The sequence below is a fragment of the Streptomyces sp. V4I8 genome (assembly GCF_041261225.1).
Lineage (GTDB): Bacteria > Actinomycetota > Actinomycetes > Streptomycetales > Streptomycetaceae > Streptomyces.
On sequence record NZ_JBGCCN010000001.1, the window covers coordinates 793,381 to 811,269 of the forward strand.

The 17,889-nt window shown below is 73.0% G+C and carries 5 protein-coding genes; 1 reads left to right on the plus strand and 4 read right to left on the minus strand.

The window, feature by feature from the left end; translation table 11 throughout:
- Positions 1-17: 17 nt before the first annotated feature.
- Complete coding sequence (locus tag ABIE67_RS03735; RefSeq protein WP_370253074.1) at positions 18-11,075, minus strand: SDR family NAD(P)-dependent oxidoreductase; 11,058 nt, start codon at positions 11,073-11,075, stop codon at positions 18-20.
- A 108-nt stretch (positions 11,076-11,183) separates the two neighbouring features.
- On the opposite strand from ABIE67_RS03735, the gene ABIE67_RS03740 reads away from it, so the two are divergent.
- A complete protein-coding gene (locus ABIE67_RS03740) occupies positions 11,184-12,617 on the plus strand; it encodes an IS66 family transposase (RefSeq protein ID WP_370253078.1) in 1,434 nt (477 codons plus the stop codon).
- Between the two features lie 23 nt (positions 12,618-12,640).
- Here ABIE67_RS03740 and ABIE67_RS03745 read toward each other — a convergent pair whose 3' ends face one another.
- The 3 genes from ABIE67_RS03745 to ABIE67_RS03755 form a co-directional block, all read right to left on the minus strand.
- Positions 12,641-15,337 (minus strand): beta-ketoacyl synthase N-terminal-like domain-containing protein, encoded by a 2,697-nt coding sequence (locus tag ABIE67_RS03745; protein WP_370253081.1) that lies wholly within the window; start codon positions 15,335-15,337, stop codon positions 12,641-12,643.
- Positions 15,338-15,470: 133 nt separating this feature from the next.
- On the minus strand, positions 15,471-17,228 hold the full coding sequence (locus tag ABIE67_RS03750) for a fatty acyl-AMP ligase (protein WP_370253083.1): 1,758 nt from the start codon (positions 17,226-17,228) through the stop codon (positions 15,471-15,473).
- A gap of 378 nt (positions 17,229-17,606) precedes the next feature.
- Positions 17,607-17,843 carry a hypothetical protein gene (locus ABIE67_RS03755; protein ID WP_370253085.1) on the minus strand — a complete coding sequence of 79 codons (237 nt, stop codon included), beginning with the start codon at positions 17,841-17,843 and terminating at the stop codon, positions 17,607-17,609.
- Between the last annotated feature and the right edge of the window lie 46 nt (positions 17,844-17,889).

Sequence of the window (17,889 nt, forward strand, 5' to 3'; positions counted from 1 at the left end):
TTCGTCGCTCTGGGCGGTCACTGCTGTCGCCAGGAACGGAACTGCCGCAGCAGCTCCGGCGTGACCACGGTCTCCAGCCGGTCGTCGTCCTGACCGCCGCCTCCCAGTGCCGAGAGCAGGCGGCGGGCCGGGGTGTTGCGGGGAGTGCGTTCCGCTGTCAGGCGGACCTTTGTGCAGGCCAGTTCGTCGGCCCGGTCGGCCAGCCATTGCAACAGGCGTTCCTCGACGCCCCGGCCGAGTGCGCGGCAGCTCATCAGCCAGGCCAGGACGTCGAGTCGGTCGCCCTCGCGACGCAGGGCGAGGAGGCCGATCTGACCGTAGTCGCCGAAGCGGTCACGGGCCGTCGCAGTCCAGACCTCGCCGCGCTCCCGCCACCGGGCGACGTCGCCGCCGTCGGCGGAGCGGGCGCGGAGGGTGAACTGGTTGGTTCGGCGCACGAGTTGCTCCGCACGTGGCACATCGGCATCGGAGAGGGCCCGGACGTCGACCAGCAGGTCCAGCTGTTCCAGGAACTCCTCGAACCCTGCCTGTTCCCGGACGGCGTCCCGCTCGCGCTCCTGCTCGTAGAAGCGCGCCCGGATTCCGTCCTCGGCGGTCGCCGCGGCGGGGACCAGCGGCCACAACCTGCCCAGGAACGCGGGCAGTTCAGCCACCGGCGGACAGGTCACCGACAGCACCTGCGGCAGCGCGGCGCGCATCTTGGCGATCTCGGCCGGGTTGTCGTCGAGGAACAGGAAGCTGTCCAGGCCGAGGTCGAGCGTGCGGGCCGCGTCCGCCAGACGGGCCGGCTTGGGACCCCAGGCCGCGGAGAGCACGCTGAAGTGCTCCGCCTTGAGCGGGCTGTCCGGGCGGTCCAGTACGGCGCGGACGGTGTCCTCGTCGTTGTTGCTGACCAGCACGAGCAGCGCGCCCGCCGCCCGCCATCGCAGCAACCTGCGGGCGAGCGAGGCCCGCGGACCGGTCAGGTCCACGGCGTCGGCGCCGGTCTCCCCGGCCACCCCGCCCCACAGGGTCTCGTCGCCGTCGACCGCGATCACCTTCGGCGCGGGGCGCCGTACCGCCCGGACGGCCTCGGCGAGACGGAGGGCCACGGCCGCCTGGAAGGGCGCGGTGAAGGGGAGGTGGGCCAGGCGTTCGATGCGCTCGTCGAAGCGTTCCTCGACGGGGTGGTGACGGGTCCACTCGTCGGGCCCGAGCACGGCGATGCCGGGCGTCTCGGCCAACTCGGCGGCGATCTCCCGTTCCCAGCGGCCGAGCCGGTCCTCCGCGTGCGCGGCGGGCAGGAAGCCGACGATCAGCGGCCTGCGGGTGCGCTCGGCCACCGCGCGCAGTGCCGCCGGGTAGGCGGTGCGCAGTTCGGCCAGCAGCGCGTCGTCGACCGGACCGAAGCGTTGCAGGTCCGCCGATCGCAGCAGGACGACGCCCTCCGTCGTGGCCGGGTCGGCGAACACCCCGGACGGATCGCGCAGGCTCGCCAGAACGTGGTGGTACGGGGCTTCCGCGACGGTCGTCACGCTGCCGTCCCGTATCGCCGCGTCGATCGCCGTCTCGCACATCAGGGGCAGGTTGCCGAGGGCGAAGGTGGCGGCGAGGGCGAGCGTGGGGGGCGGTGGGGTCGAGGCTCCCTCGTGCGTCGTCCGCGTGGCACGAACCGACCCCGTGGGCCCGTCGGCCGTCTCCGCGAGCAGACGCAGCAGTTCCTCCCCCAGCCCGGTGACCGTCTCCGCGTCCAGGATGTCGAGGTTGTGATCGAGGCGGATCCGGCCCGCGTCCGGGGTCATGGTGATCATCAGGTCGAGGTCGGAGTAGCCCGTCCCCGCCGGCAGCACCTCCAGGCCCCTCAGCCCGCCCGCGGCGCGCACGTAGTTGAAGTACACCTCCACCAGCGGCGCGTTGCCCCGGTACAGCCCCTGTCGGGCCAGCACCGGCAGCACGTCGGAGAACATCGCCCCCTTGCTCAGCACCCGCTCCAGACGCCCGTCGGTGCGGCGCAGCACCTCCTCGATCCGCTCCCCCGCCCTCGCCTCGGCGGGGAAGGGCACGGGCACGCCGAAGAAGCCCACCGCGTCGTAGGCGTCGGCGTGGATGCGGGTGTCCACGGGGACGGCGAGGACGAAACGTTCGCGCTCACGCTTCCTGGCCAGCAGGACGGTCAGGGTGCCGAGGCAGAAGGCGGCCGGTGTCACGGCCAGACCGCTCGCCGCGGTCGAGATCCGGTCCATGAGCCCGTCGGGGATCGGCACGGTGACGCTGCCGGCCCGGTACGAGCGAGTCTCCGGGCGCGGCCGGCTCAGGGTCAGTTCGAGGCGTGCGCTGCCCTGGAACATCTCGCGCCAATCGTCCCCGCCGGCCTGGCCATCGGCTTGCTCGCCGGTCTGCTGGGCCTCGTTCAGGAGGACGATGTCGCGGTTGGTGACGGTGGCACCGAGCACGTTGCCGGTCAGCTCCACATCGATCTCCCCCGCCACCAGCAGCAGCGACTGCAGATCGCTCACGGCGTGGTGGGCGCCGTACACCAGGATCTGGCCGCGCTCCCCGCCGTCGAGCAGCTCGAAACGCCACAGCGGCCCGACAGCCAGGTCGAAGGGGGCCTCCAGTAGCTCGCGCAGCCGGTCGCCGGCGTCGACGGCGGCGTCGTCCGGCACGACCGTCCACCGAAGCGGCGGCTCCGGCAGTTCGCGGTCCACCCTCAGCCGCCGACCGCCCTCGGTCGCGGTGACGATGGCGGTGCGCAGGGCCGCGTGCCGTGCGGTGAGTCGGGTGACGATGCCGGTGAGTGTCTCGCGGGTGGTCGGTGTGGTGAGGTGTACGGCCAGGCCGACGGCGTGGGCCGCGTCGGGCATGCCCGGCTGGGCGCTGCGCAGCAGGCGTACGACATCGCGGGTCACGGGGTGCAGTTCGGTCGCCGGTACCTCGGCGATGGGCTGCGGCTCGTCCCGTGTCGTGGTGTTCCGTTCCGGGAGGGCGTGGCTCAGTGCCTGGGCGAGGCCGCGGATGTCGGCGGCCGAGAAGACGGTGGCGGCGGGGAGTTCGACGCCGAGTTCGCGGGCGAAGGCGTTGCGCAGCCGCACGAGCATGAGGGAGTCGAGGCCGAGTTCCTTCAGCGCCGTGGTCGCGGAGATCTGGGCCGCCCCGCCCGAGACCTCGCCGACCCGGGCGCGGACGTATGCCTCCAGTCGTACGGCCCGCTCGGCGTCGGTCGTCGCCGCGAACACTTTATTGACGAGGTCGTCGGTGCCGGGCGTACCGGTGGGGGCCGTGACCAGGTCGGCCAGGATCGGGCGGGTGCGGGCCGCGTCGGGGTCGAGGGCCAGCAGCTCCCAGTCCAGGGCCATGGGGGCGAGCTGCCGGCGGCCGGAGTTCCGTACGCGATCGAAGAGCTCGCCGCCCTCCTGCGCGGAGAAGGCGACCAGGCCCGAACGGCCTGTCTCGGCCTCGCGGACACCGGAATCGGCCACCATGCCCACGCCCGACCAGGCGCCCCAGTCCAGGCTCAGGGCGCGACGGTCCGCGTGGGAGAGGTGATGTGCCCAGGCGTCGAGGAAGGCGTTCGCCGCCGAGTACGGGCTCTGCCCGGCCGAGCCGAGCAGTCCCGCCGCCGAGGCGAACAGCACGAAGTCCTGGGCGTCCGGGGTCAGTTCGGTGAGCAGGGCCGTGCCCAGGACCTTCGGGGCGAGGACGCGTAGCACCCGCTCGTCGGTCAGGTGGCCGAGCGTGGCGTCGTCCAGGACGCCGGCCGCGTGGACGACGCCGGTGATCGGTCCGAGTGCGTGGCGTACGGCGTCCAGGGCGGCGGTAAGGCCGGCGCGGTCAGCGACGTCCGCGTGCGCCAGGTGCACGGTCACGCCCCGCTGTTCGAGCCCGTGGATCCAGCCCATGGCCTCCTCGGTGGGCGTGCTCCGGCTCATCAGGGCCAGCCGACGGGCGCCCCGACGGACCAGCCGCTCGGCGACGACACGCCCGAGGCCACCCAGGCCACCGGTGATCAGGTACGCCCCCTCCGGGGCGGTGGTGCCGTGACCGGCGTCGTCCGGGCGGGTGCGCGTCAGCCGGGGCACCAGTGGCCCGGACCCGCGCAGCGCGACGAGCCGTTCGTCGTCGGCGTGCCGCAGCTGGGTCCACAGGGCGCCGGCGCCGTCCGTCGGCGGAAGGTCGACGAGGGGCGTCCGCAGCTCCGGGTGCTCCTGCGCCACCGCGAGGCCGAAGCCCCAGGCGAGCGCCTGCTGCGGATGCGTCACCTGCGTGCTGTCACCGGCGGCTTGGCTGCCCCGCACGACGACGAAGAGACGTGGCGCCGGCGTCTGGGCCCGTTCCGCGAGTGTGCGCACCAGATGCAGGGTGCTCAGGCAGCACAGCCGGGCCGCTTCCTCGGCGGTACGGGCGTCCTCGATCGCCGGAGCGTCGAGTGCGGACAACTGCACGACCCGCTCGGGGGGTTCGTTCGCGAAGGCCTCGTCGAGCAGGCGGGCCAGGTGCTGCGGATCGGTCGGGTCGAGGACGTAACGGCCGGGGCCTTCGGCAGCGAACTCCTCCCCTCTCCGGGCGATCACGTGGGAGACGGAGGCGGTGCCCAGCTGCCCGACGAGTTCGGCGGCGACGCCCGACTCGTCGGCCAGGATCAGCCAACTGCCCTGAGCGAGCGGCTCGTTGGCGGTCGGGCGGGACTGCCAGCGGGTCTCGAACAGTGCCCCGTCCAGGGGAGACAGAGCGGCCAGCCCGAACTCCTCCGCCTCCAAGAGCAGTTGGTCCTTCTCGTCGTACAGCCGGAGGTCGAGGGTGGCGGTGTCGCCGGATACGGACCGTAGCTCGCATGTCACCCACACGGGGGGCGTGCGCAGTCCTGTGTGGCGGAGTCGTCCGACTCCGGCGGGCACGAAGGCCCGGCCCTGCGGCGCGTCGCCGGGCAGGGCGGCCGTGTGGAAGGCGGCGTCCAGGACGGCCGGGTGGAGCAGATGACCGGCGGCGGGTCTGTCGGCCAGTCGGGCGACGGCGGTGGAGTGCGTGCGGTGGCCCGACGTCAGGCCTCGGAAGGCGGGGCCGTAGTCGATGCCGAGGGCGGCGAGACCGGCGTAGACGGCCGGCAGGTCCGCCTGCTCGGTGCAGCGCTCGCGCAGCGCGGCGAGCGGCTCACTCGGGTCGGCGGAGGCCACGGTGGAGATCACGGTGATGCGTCCGTCGACGTGACGTTCCCAGCTCGCACGCTGTCCGCCGCCGCCGGACGTCGAGGCGATGGTGAAGTCGCGGCAACCGTCGACGGCTGGGCGCAGGACCAGTTGCAGCCGTGTCGGCCGGGACTCGTCGAGGCACAGGGGCTGGAGGAACCGGACGTCGGAGAGCCGTACCTCGCCGCCTTCCCGCACGGCGGAGGCGGCCTCCAGCGCCATGTCGAGGAAGGCGGCGCCGGGCAGCCACACCTCGCCGGTGACCTTGTGGTCGGTCAGATAGGCGAAGCGGCTGTCGCGCAGGTCCAGCTCGCTCTGGAAGATGTGCCGGTCGGTCTCGTCGCTGGCCTCGATGTGCGTGCCCAGGAGTGGCGAGGCGCCGGTCGCGGTGGCCGGGGCGGGTACGAGCCAGTGGCGTTCGCGGGCGAAGGCGTAGGTCGGGAGGTCGACGCGACGGCCGGAGGGGAACAGCGTCGGCCAGTCGGGCGTGTGGCCGGCCGTGTACAACTCCCCCAGCCTGCGCAGCAGTCCGTCCCGACCGCCCCGCTGCCGGCCCAGTGAGCCGACGCTCACCGCGTCGATTCCGGCCTCCGCCGCCACCGCCTCGACGGACGAGCCCAGCGAGGGGTGCGGGCTGAGCTCGATGAAGTAGCGGTAGCCGTCGTCCAGCAGGCGGTTGATCGTGTCCGCGAAGCGGACGGGTTCGCTGAGGTTGGCGTACCAGTAGGCGGGGTCCAGTCGGTCTCCGGGCACGGGTTCCGCCAGCACCGTCGAATAGAACGGGACAGCGGTCCGCGCGCCCTGGATGCCGGAGAGGCGGTCGAGCAGGTCCTCTCGAAGCGAGGCCATCAGCGGGGTGTGCGAGGCGAACGGGGTGGACAGCGAACGGGCCTCGATGCCCTGCTCGTCGAGGCTCCGGCGCAGTTCGGCCAGGGCGTCGCTGTCGCCGGAGACGGCCGTGGAGTGCGGGCTGTTGACTGCGGCGACGAAGAGCCGGCCGGTGTACGGCGCGAGCAGTTCCTCGACCCGCGGGCGCGGCAGACCCAGGGACAGCATGCCGCCCTTGCCCGCGACCGGTGCGACCGCCTGGGCGCGTCCGGTCACCACCGCCACGGCGTCGTCCAACGTGAGCGCGCCCGCGCTGTACGCGGCGGCGATCTCGCCCAGGCTGTGCCCGGTCACGGCGTCCGGGGTGATGCCCAGGGAGCGCCAGGCGGCGGTCAGTGCCGCGTTCACCGCGAACAGCGTCGGCTGCAGATACTCGGTCCGCTCCAGCGGGGAGAACTCCTCGGGCGCCCGCAGCGCGTTGAGCACCGACCAGCCGACGTGCCGCTCCACCGCCTCGTCGATCCGCGTCAGCTCCTCGCGGAACGCCACCGACTCGGCCATCAGGTCCAGGCCCATGCCGGGCCATTGGCCACCGTGTCCGGCGTGGACGAAGGCCACCTTGCCCGTCTGCTCCTCGCGGGGCGGCGGCAGCGGTATCCGCCCGGCCGCCAACTCGCCGAGCACGTCACGCAGTTCGTCTCGGTCCTCGGCCAGGACCGCCGTGCGCCGCTCGAAATGGCTGCGGTGGCGGGCCAGGGTGTAAGAGCTGTCCGCCAGCGCGGCATCGGTATCGGAGTCGTCGGCCACGGCGAGGTGGCGGGCCAGTGCCGCAGCCTGTCCGCGCAGACCCGCTTCGCTGCGGCCGGACAGCACGAACAGGCGCTTGCCCGGGGCGGGTTCGCCCGTCGGCTCAGGCGCCGCCCCCGCTCCCGCCTCCGCTCCCGTCCCCGCCTCCTCGACGATCACATGCGCGTTGGTGCCGCTGATCCCGAAGGCGCTCACACCCGCACGCCGGATCCGCTCCCCCGAGGAAGGCCAGGCGGCCTCCTCCCGCAGCAGGTGCAGTCCGCTGTCCGCCCAGTCGACGTGACGGCTGGGCGTGTCGGCGTGCAGGGTGCGCGGCAGGCTCTCGTTGTGCAGTGCCTGCACGACCTTGATCAGGCCGACCACGCCGGAAGCCGCCTGCGCATGCCCGATGTTGGACTTCAGCGAGCCGAGGTACAGCGGGCGGCCCTCGGGGCGTGAGTCGCGGAAGACCTCCGCGAGGGCGTTCGCCTCGATCGGGTCGCCCAGGGTCGTGCCGGTGCCGTGCGCCTCGACGTAGTCGATGTCGGCGGGCCGGAGTCCGGAGTGCTCCAGCGCTCGCCGGATCACCCGTTCCTGCGCGGGGCCGTTCGGCGCGGACAGTCCCTGGCTGCGGCCGTCCTGGTTGACGGCGGTCCCGCGCAGCAAGGCCAGGATCCGGTCACCGTCGCGCCGGGCGTCGCTCAGTCGTTTCAGTACGACCATGCCGGCGCCCTCGGCCCAGATGGCACCGTCGGCTCCGTCGGAGAAGGAGCGGCAGCGGCCGGTCGGGGACAGGCCGCGCAGTCGGCTGAACTCGACGAAGGTCTGCGGCGTGACCATCAGGGTGACGCCGCCGGCGAGCGCCAGATCGCACTCACCCGCGCGCAGCGCCTGCGCCGCCAGATGCACGGCCACCAGCGACGACGAGCACGCGGTGTCCACGGTCAGCGCGGGGCCGTTCAGCCCGAGCGTGTACGCGAGCCGTCCCGAGGCCACGCTCAGGGCGGAGCCCGTACCGACGTAGCCGTCCAGTTGGTCGAGCCGGGTGCCGGACAGGTAGTCGCTGCCGAACATCCCGACGTACACCCCGGTGGTGCTGCCCGCCAGGTCGGCGGGCACGATGCCGGCGCGCTCCAGCGACTCCCAGGCCGTCTCCAGCAGCAGTCGCTGCTGCGGGTCCATGGCCGCCGCCTCCTTCGGGGTGATGCCGAAGAACCCGGCGTCGAAGGACTCGATGTCGTCGAGGAAACCGCCCTCGCGGGCATACGACTTGCCGAGCGCGTCCGGGTCGGGGTCGTACAGCGACTCCACGTCCCACCGCCCCGCCGGGAACGGCCCGACCGCGTCCCGCCCCTCCGCGACCAGGCGCCACAGCCCCTCCGGGTCGCTCACGCCGCCGGGCAGACGGCAGGCCATGGCGACGAGGGCCACCGGCTCGTCGGCCGAGCGCGTGGGCGCGGACGTGGACGTGGACCGGGACGCGACTTCACGGCTCGTACTGCGCGTTGTCGCCAGGACGCCGGCCAGCAGGTACTCGGTGAGGCGGCTGGGCGTGGGGTGGTCGAAGAGGAGGGTGGCGGGGAGTTTGGTGCCGATGCGGGTGCTGATGCGGTTGCGCAGGTCGACCGCCGTGACCGAGTCCATGCCGAGGTCACGGAGCGGCTGGTCGGGGCGGACGGAATCCGCCGAGCGCAGGCCGAGCGCGTGGGCGGCCTCCTCGCGGACCAGGGCGAGGACACGTGCGGCGCGTTCGGGCTCGGGCAGCCCGGCCAGGCGGTCGGCCAGTGTGCGGCTGCCCGCTTGAGCGGGGTCGGGCGCGGGGAGCAGGGAGCGCCACAGTGCCCCGGCCGGCGCGGCGGCCTTGAGCCGGGGCAGGTCCAGTGACCAGGCGATCAGGTGGGGGGCCTCGCGGCGCAGGGCGAGTTCGGTCAGCTCACGGCCCTGGTCGGGGGTGAGGGCGCGATGGCCGAGGCGAGCCATCCGCTCCAGGTCGGCGTGCTCGGCGGCGAGTCCTTCGCCTGCCCACGCCCCGAAGGAGACCGAGGCGCCCGGCAGTCCCAAAGCCCGCCGGTGATGGGCGAGTTGGTCAAGGAAGACGTTGGCTGCCGCGTAGTTGGCCTGGCCCGCGTTGCCGACGACTCCCGCCGCCGAGGAGACGAGCAGGAAGAGGTCGAGGGGCCGGTCGGCGGTGAGCCGGTGCAGGTGGGCGGCGCCGTCGACCTTGGGGCGCAGGACCTGCGCGAGGCGCTCGGGGGTCAGCTCGGCCACCACGCCGTCGGCGAGGACCCCGGCACAGTGGACGACGCCCCGCAGGGGTGCCTCGTCCCCGATACGGGCCAGGAGTTCGGCCACACCGGCGGCGTCCGCGACGTCGCACGCGGCGACCTCCGCCTCGGCGCCGAGTGCGGCCAGTTCAGCGATGACGTCCGCGGCACGCGGATCATCGCCTCCCTGACGAGACGTCAGCAGCAGTCGGGGTACGCCGTTCTCGGCGAGCAGGCGGGCGATGCCGCGGCCCACCGCGCCGAGGCCACCGGTGATCAGTACCGTGCCGTCGGTGGGGATCGGGGAGCGGCGGTCGGCCGGGGCGGGACGGGCCCGTACGAGGCGCGGGGCGAGCAACTCACGGGCGCGGAGGGCGAGTTCCGGCTCGTCGGAGTGTGCCACGGCCGACAGGAGGGACGGTTCGTCACCGTCGATGTCGAGCAGGGTCAGCCCGAGGTCGGGGTGTTCGGCGCGGGCGCCGCGAGCCAGACCCCAGAGCACCGACTGGGCGAAGCCGGGAACCGTGTCGTCGTCGGCCGCCGCGATCGCTCCCCGGGTGACCCAGATGGTGCGCGCGGGCGCCTCGTCCGGCGGGAGAGAGATCAGCGCCTGAAGTTCGGCCAGGGCGGTGGCCGCCAACTCGTGTGCGGCGACGGCCGGTTCGGTGTCGGACGCCGTACCGGGCCAGATGCGTACGACCGTGTCGGCGCCCTCGTCGGTGACCTGGACGCCCGCCGCGCTCAGGTCGCGCAGGGCCGTCGCGACGGCCGGGTCCGCCCCCTCGCCCTGGACTGCCCACGCGGCGCCGGGTGTCTCGGCCGGCTTCCCCGGTACGGCCGTCCACGCCACCTCGTAAAGGTGACGCCCGTTCTCCGAGGCGCTGTTCAGGTCGGCCGGGTTCGCGGCCCGCAGGCGTACGCCCTCCAGTCGGCCTGCCGGGAAGCCGTCGGCGTCCCACAGGGTGACGTCCAGGGTGAGGTCCGGCGTGAGTTCCGTGCCGGAGCCGCCTGTCCGGCGTACGGACGCGGTCAGGTCCGTCGCGCCGCCGGGCGGCAGGACACAGCGGGCCATCGCGACGGGCAGCATCACTCGCCCGCCGGAGCTGTCGAGGGCGGCGGCCACTTGCAGGGCGGCGTCGAGGAGCGCCGGGTGCACCGGGTAGGGGTCGGCCGCGTCGCGAGCCACGGGCGGGAGCGCGAGGCGCGCCAGCAGGGTCCCGTCGCCGGTCGCCGCGACCTGTCGTACGCCCTGGAAGGCCGGACCGTATCCGAGGCCGAGCTCGGTCAGACGCTCGTAAGTGTCCTCGCGCCAGGCAGGTTCGGCCGTCTCGGGCCACGCCGGTGGTTCGTCGGCCGGCGCGGCAGCCGACTCGGCCGCGGACGCGGTGGCGTGCAGGGTCCAGTCCGTGGGCTCCTGGCCGCGAGGACGGCTGTGGACAGTGATCTCCGGCACGGCCCCGGCGGTGACCACTTCTACGGACACCTCGACCGTGCCGGTGTCGGGCAGAGTGAGCGGCGCGAGGAGGAGCAGGTCGCAGATGTCGGCAGGGGTGTCCGGGCGGGTCACGGCGAGGGCGGCGCGGCAGAGTTCGAGCAGGGTGGTGCCCGAGACGACGGTACGGCCGAAGACGGTGTGGTCGGGCAGCCAGTCGGCGGTGGCCGGGGACCACTCGTCGCGGAAGGTCCAGCGGGTCCGGTCCGCCGACTGGAGCTGGATGCCGAGCAACGGGTGCGCCGCGCGGTCGAAGAGGCCGGGGCCGGCGGCGGAGGCGGCGGGCTCGATCCAGTGGCGCTGTGTGTCCCAGGCGTACGTCGGCAGGTCCGCCGGGGTGGTGCGCGGGACCGGGCGCCCCCAGTCGATCCGCCGTCCGTGGACGTGAAGTTCGGCGGTGGCGCGGTCCAGGCAGGCGGGGCCGTCCTCGTCGCGGCGGAGGGAGCCGACCGCGACCAGGCGCTCGTCGATGGTGTGCAGGGCGGTGAGGAGCGAGGGGTGGGGGCTGAGTTCGACGAAGTAGCGGTAGCCGTCGGCGGCCATGCGCTCGACGGTGGGCGCGAAGCGGACGGGTTCGCGCAGGGTAACTGGATAGGTGCTCCTGGCGGGATGAGTTGAATCTTGTCAGTTGGATCGGTGATCATCTGTCTCGTGTCTGATGCTGCTGTGCCGCCTTCTTATGAGGAACTCGCTGTTCTGGTGGTGCAGTTGCGTGAGGAACTCGCCGCGGCGCGGGAACGGATCGTGGTACTGGAGGGTCAGGTCGTGGACCTGACGGCCCGGCTGGGGAAGAACTCGGCGAACTCTTCCAGGCCGCCGTCTTCGGACGGACTGGCGAAACCGGCTCCGAAGTCTCTGCGTGGGAAGTCCGGGCGGGGGCCGGGCCGCCCGAAAGGCCAGAAGGGCATCACGCTGCGGCAGGTCGCGGACCCCGACCACCGGGTCGAGCACCGGCCCCACGGCCCTTGCGCCGGCTGCGGTGCGGACCTGGCCGGGGCCGTCGTGGCCGGTATCGAGCGGCGTCAGGTCTTCGACCTGCCCGAACGTATCGGCCTGGAGGTCACCGAGCATCAGGTCCTGACCTGCCGGTGCGCGTGCGGGCGGAGCGAGAAGGCCTCCGGTCCCGAGGGCGTGCGGGCCCCGGTGCAGTACGGTCCTGGTCTCGCGGCCGCCGGCGTCTACCTGATGCACGGCCAGTTCCTGTCCAAGGACCGCACCGCCACCGCCCTGGCAGACCTCTTCGACGCGTCCGTCGCGCCGGGCACGGTGGCCTCGTGGGTACGCACTTGCGCGAGCCGGCTGGATGCCTTCGGCCGTCTCGTGGCCGGGAAGGTCGCCGGCGCGGCGGTGGCGTTCTTCGACGAGACGGGGTTCCGCACCGCCGGGTGCCTGCACTGGCTGCACTCCGCCTCCAGCGGCCAGTTCGTACACCTGTCGGTGCACCGCCGCCGCGGTCGCGAAGGCATCGACGCGGCCGGGATACTGCCCGGCTTCACCGGCATCGCCATGCACGACGCCTGGGCGCCCTACGACTCCTACCCGCAGGCCGAACACGCCTTGTGCTCGGCACACGTACTACGCGAACTGGTCGCGGTCACCGAGCGGGGCAGCGAGAAGGCCCGGTGCGCGGCCTACCGCGCCATCGACGCCGTGCTGGCCCTGAAGAAGGCCGCGGAAGAGGCCCGAGCGGACGGGCTCGACGCGATCGCCGTGTCCGTGAAGGACGGTGAGCTTGGGGCGCTGGCCCAGGCGGTGGCCGACGGGCTGAAGGCGACCGCCACCCGCAGCTCGAAGACCGAGGCGAAGTACCACGCCCTGTTCAGACGGCTGACGAAGCGCTGGAACGACTACCTGCGCTGGGTCCACGACCTCACACTGCCGTTCGACAACAACCCAGCCGAACAGACGATCAGGATGGCCAAGCTGCGGATCAAGGTCTCCGGCTGCCTGCGCACGCTGCACGGCGCGCAGGACTTCGCCGCGATCCGCACCTACCTGGCCACCGCCACCCGACACGAGCAGCCCATGCTCGACGTCCTCATCCAGGCCATGCGCGGCAGCCCCTGGATGCCCGCCCTCGGCTGATCACCGGTCCCGCCAACCGGCAATCACGCACGCCTCCGGACCGAGACACCTATCCAGTCACCGCGCAGGTTGGTGTACCAGTAGTCGGCTTCGAGTTCCTCGGTGACCGGCTCGGCCGTGACCGTGGAGTACCAGGCGACGGACGTGGGCTGGGTGATGACTCCGTCGAGTTCGTCGAGGATCGTCGTGCGCACCGGTTCGACCCGGTCGCTGTGGGAGGCGTAGTCGACGTCGAGGCGGCGGACGAATATCCGCTGCCGGTCGAGGTCGGTGAGCAGGGCCTCCACGGCGTCCACGGCGCCGGCGATGACCGTGGACCGGCCGCTGTTGACGGCGGCGACGGCGATCTCGCCGCCGTGGTCGGCGAGTCGGGCCTCGACGTCGGTGTGCGGCAGGGCGACGACGGCCATCGTGCCGGTGCCGGACAGTGCGGTCAGGGCCTGGCTGCGCAGGGCGACCACCGCGGCGGCGTCGTTGAGGCTGAGCGCTCCGGCGACACAGGCGGCGGCGACCTCGCCCTGACTGTGTCCCACGACCGCGTCCGGCCGTACGCCGCGAGCGCGCCACACGGCGGCGAGGGACACCATCACGGCGAACAGGACGGGCTGGACGACGTCGACCCGGTCCAGGGGCGGGGCCCCCGGGTCGCCGCGCAGGACGGAGGTCACCGACCAGCCGGTGAACGGGCGCAGGGCGGCGTCGCAGCGGTCGAGTTCGTCGGCGAACACCGGCTCACGGTCGAGCAGATCGCGCGCCATGCCGGCCCACTGGGCTCCCTGTCCGGGGAACACAAACGCCAACTTGCCTGTGGTGAGGGCCGGTTGGGGGCCTGCGGTCAGTTCGGGGTCCGGGCGGTCGTCGGTGAGGGCGCGGAGGGCGGCGAGCAGTTCGCCGCGGTCGCTCGCCTGGATGACGGCCCGGTGCTCGAAGTGGGTGCGGTGGTGGGCCAGGGTGGCCGCGACGGCGGCCGGCGGCGACTCCGGCTGCTGCTCGATGGCCTCCCGAAGCCGTCCTGCCTGTGCGCGCAGTGCGGGGAGGGTGCGGGCGGAGAGCGGGAAGAGGGTGGCGCCGGAGAGGCCGGCCGAGGGTCGCCGAGGCTGCTCCTCGGGAGCCTCCTCCAGCACCACATGGGCGTTCGTGCCGCTGATGCCGAACGCGCTCACCCCGGCGCGCCGCACCCGCTCGGGGTTCCGGGGCCAGGCCTGGGGCTCGTCGATCAGGCGCAGACCGCTGTGCGCCCAGTCGATGTGCCCGGTCGGGGTCTCGGCGTGCAGGGACGCCGGTATGCGCTCGTGGCCGAGGGCCAGCACGGTCTTGATGACGCCCGCGATGCCCGCGGCGGCCTGGGTGTGGCCGATGTTGGACTTGAGGGAGCCGACGCCGAGGGGACGGTCGGCGGGACGGCCGGGTCCGAAGACGGCGGCCAGGGCGCCCCCCTCGATGGGATCGCCCAGCCGGGTACCGGTGCCGTGCGCCTCGATGTGGTCCAGGTCGTGCGGCTGGAGGCCGGCCGAGTCCAGCGCGGCCCGCACCACCCGTTCCTGGGCGGGGCCGTTGGGGGCGCTGAGGCCCTGGCTGCGGCCGTCCTGGTTGATCGCCGAACCCTTGACGACCGCGAGGATCCGGTCGCCGTCGCGGCGCGCGTCCGCGAGCCGCTTGAGCAGCACCACGCCACAGCCCTCGGCCCACACCACGCCGTCAGCGTCGGTCGAGAACGGGCTGCACCGCCCGGACGGCGACAGCCCGCGCAGCCTGCTGAACTCGACATGCCCCCGCGGGGTCACCAGCAGCGTCGCACCCCCCGCCAGCGCGAGGTCGCACTCCCCGCCCGCCAGCGCCCGCGCCGCCAGATGCAGGGCGACCAGGGAGGACGAGCAGGCGGTGTCGACGGTGACCGCCGGCCCCTGGAGGCCGAGGGTGTAGGCGATACGGCCGGACGCCACACTGGACGCCGAGCCGGTGCCGACATGCCCGTCGAGCTGGTCCAGGGCGGCCGAGGCCAGGTAGCCGCTGTCGTACAGGCCGATGTAGACGCCCGTGGAGCTGCCGTTCAGCGTGTCCGGGACGATTCCGGCGCGTTCGACGGCCTCCCAGCTGGTCTGCAGGAGCAGTCGCTGCTGGGGGTCCATGGCGGCGGCCGCGCGCGGCGAGATCCCGAAGAAGGGCGCGTCGAAGCGGTCGATGCCGGAGAGGTAGCCGCCGCGCAGGGAGTAGGCCTTGCCGGTGGCTTCCGGATCCGGGTCGTGCAACCCTCGGGTGTCCCAACGGCCCGTCGGCACCTCGGTGATGGCGTCCTCGCCGGCGTCCAGCAGCCGCCAGAGCGCCTCGGGGCTGTCGGCGCCGCCGGGGAAGCGACAGGCCATGGAGATGATCGCGATGTCGCCATCGGCCCGCATGGGCGTGCCGCCCGAAGTCGGAACGGCCGCCGGGGTCCGCGTCGGGGTCTCGTCGAACACCGCCGGTGCGAGGGCCGCGATGGTGGGATGGTTGAAGATCAGTGACGGGTCCAGCGGCCGGCCCGTCGCCGCGGACAGGTCGGCGGCCAGCGTCACCAACTGCCGTGATCCCAGGCCGAGTTCGGCGAGGGGCCGGTCAGGGTCGACGGCCAGCGGGTCGAGCCCGGCCGCCTCCGCGACGGCCGACTCCAGCCAGGCCCGCACTCCCTCCGGTGTGGTGAGCGACGGCTCGGAGAACTGCTTCGGGGACTCGTGCGCAGGCATCTAGACGGGTGTCCTCGTGGATTCGGGCAGGGGCGGAGGCCGTACGACCCGTAGGGCGGGTGTGGCGGTACGACTGCTGTGGCCTACGGGGCGTACGGCGGTGCGTGGGCGTTCGCCGGTCGGCCGGGCGGTGTCAGCCGAGGGCGGGCGCGGCGACCACGGCGAGGGTGCCGTCCAGGTAGGCCGCCCGGGTGGCATGGCGCTGGATCTTGCCGCTGGACGTCTTGGGGATGGTGCCCGGCTCCACCAGGACGACGTCACGTACCGAAAGGCCGTGGTCCTCGCCGATCCCGCTGCGGATGACGTCGATGATCTTCTCCGCGTCGGGCGCCGCGTCCGGGGCGATCTCGGCGACGATGACGGGCTGTTCGCCGCCCGCTCCCCCGTCTCCCCCGGCTCCGCTGTCTGCCACGGTTCCCTCGACGGAGAATGCGGCGGTGCAGCCGGGGCGAAGGGCGGGGTGGGCCATCTCGGCGGTCAGTTCCAGGTCCTGCGGGTAGTGGTTGCGTCCGTCGACGACGATGAGGTCCTTGAGGCGCCCGGTGACGAAGAGCTCGCCGTCGCGCAGGAATCCGAGGTCGCCGGTGCGCAGGAAGCGGCCCTCGTGGCCGGTCAGGGTGGCGCGGAAGGTCTCGCGGGTGGCGAGGGCGTTGCGCCAGTAGCCCTTGGCGACGCTCGCGCCGCGCACCCAGATCTCGCCGACCTCGCCCTCGGTCAGTTCCTCGTGCCGTCGGGGGTCGGCGATGACGACGGTGACATGGCGGCCGGGGCGTCCGCAGCTGACGGCCGCGGCGTCGGTCCGGCCTGCGTGCGGGCCGGTGTCGGAGGGCTGGAGGAGTGTGGGCGGGGTGTGGACCGTGCCGCCGGTGACCATCAGGGTGGACTCGGCCAGGCCGTAGCAGGGGTGGTGTGCCTCGCCGCGGAAGCCGACCGGGGCGAAGGTCTCGGTGAAGCGCCGGAGGGTGGCGGCGCGCACTGGTTCGGCGCCGTTGACGGCGACCTTCCAGCTGCTGAGGTCGAGGCCGTCCAGGAGTCCGGGGCCGGCGTGCTTCAGGCAGAGTTCGTACGCGAAGTTGGGAGCGCCGCTGGTGTGCGGGCGGTAGCGGCTGATCGCGGTCAGCCACCGCTGGGGCTGTTGCAGGAAGTGCAGCGGCGAGAAGAGGGTGGCGGTCACACCGAGGTAGACCGTGTTGAGGACGGGTCCTATGAGGCCCATGTCGTGGTACACGGGCAGCCAGCTGACGAACATCTCATGGCCGTACTCCTCGATGGTGTCCGGCGTGTGCCCCAGGGACTCGGTGAGGAGCCGCTCGTTGTCCAGCAGGTTTCCGTGGGTGACCATCACGCCGCGCGGTGCGGCGGTGGAGCCGGAGGTGTACTGGAGGAAGGCGACGGAGTCGGCGGTGAGGTCGGGTGCGCGCCAGGCGGCGGCCGCCTCGTCGGGTATGTCCTCGGTGGCGATGCAGGTGAGGTCGGCGAGTTCGGGCAGGTGCTCCGCCATGCCGGACAGGGCCGTGACGATCTCGCGGGTGCCCAGGATCACCTTGGCGTCGGCGTCGGCGATGAGCCGCCTCATCCGGGTCAGGGCGCGGTGGTTCTGCGCGCGGCCCTGCGGCGGGACACCCGGTACGGCGACGACACCGGCCGCGAGGCAGCCCAGGTAGCCACAGACGAACTCCAGGCCGGGCGGGTACAGCAGCATGGCGCGGGTCCCGGCCAGGCCGCGCTCCTGCAGCCAGGCGGCGACGGCACGGGAACGGTCGGCGAGGCGGCCGTACGAGATCTCCTGGATCTCGCCGTCGCAGTCGCCGGTGACGAGGTGGCGGTAGGCGGTTCGGTCGGGGTGGTGGGCGGCGTGCTGGGTCAGCAGATCGACCAGAGATCGAACCATGTCTGCGAGTCTCACCTGTCTGGATCGGTGGGCGAGGAACTGGAGTTCGAGGGGCGCGCACGGGATGCGCGCAGACACCTCGGTCGGCCCGGCCCCCTTGCCGGACCTTCCGTCTCTATGGACTCGTCTCTACGACGCGTCGAGGAGTGGCGCAGCTGATCCGCCGACTCCTCACGTCCCAGTTCGGCATTGCTACCGGCGAGTAGCACCATAGCAACTCCGTTCGGTCCGACGGGCCGAACGGATGTAAACCCTACGTGTCCAAAGGCGGTTCGCGAAGTGAAGTATGCCGCAGCCGGGCCGGAGCCGCCCCCGAACAGGCGAAAGCCCGGACACCGCGGGCTTCCCCGGCGTCCGGGCCGTACGGCGGCCGCTCGGTCAGCCGCCGTTCAGACGCCTGCGCAGAAGCGTCTTGCCCAGTTCGGCGCCCTTGCGGCTGTCCGCCTGCGCCTTGCGGAACAGGTCGGCCACCTCGGTGTCCTTGCCGCGTTCCGCGTCCTCGATGTAGCTCTCCAGCCGCAGCGCGTTGCTCAGGCACGCCTCTACGTACCAGATCAGGTTGTAGTCCTTGTCCTGCGTACCGGTCACGCCACCGGTCTCGGTGCCACTGGTCATTTCGGGCCTCCTCCGGCGTTGTCGTTCCTGGCCTCGCCGAGTACCC